Raw genomic sequence first — 367 nt, forward strand, 5'->3', positions numbered from 1 at the left:
GGGAAACCCACCTGAAAACGAGTATTCCCTATCAGAGCCGTGGAAGACGACCACGTTGATAGGCCGGGTGTGGAAGTGCGGCAACGCATGAAGCTTACCGGTACTAATAGCTCGATTGGCTTGATCGTTCTCATTGATCAATGCTCATCTCCCGGGCAAGGCAAAGCCTTGCTCCGGACGATGATGTTAAGACGTGTTCACACATAAAAGCAGTTGAAAAAACTGCACCAGCTTCTCAAAGTTGCGCTTCGCTGACCTGGTGGTCATGGCGGGGTGGCTGCACCCGTTCCCATTCCGAACACGGCCGTGAAACGCCCCAGCGCCTATGGTACTTCGTCTTAAGACGCGGGAGAGTCGGTCGCTGCCA

Annotated in this window: 2 rRNA genes; both read left to right on the top strand. The window is 54.5% G+C overall.

Going from position 1 to position 367, the window contains the following annotated elements:
- Positions 1 to 128 (top strand): 23S ribosomal RNA (locus tag AB4Z25_RS29360); the annotation flags it as partial.
- Between the two features lie 127 nt (positions 129 to 255).
- A 5S ribosomal RNA gene (gene rrf / locus AB4Z25_RS29365) occupies positions 256 to 367 on the top strand; the annotation flags it as partial.

Origin of the sequence: Rhizobium sp. RAF36, assembly GCF_052114105.1 — a bacterium.
Classification (GTDB): Bacteria; Pseudomonadota; Alphaproteobacteria; order Rhizobiales; family Rhizobiaceae; genus Rhizobium.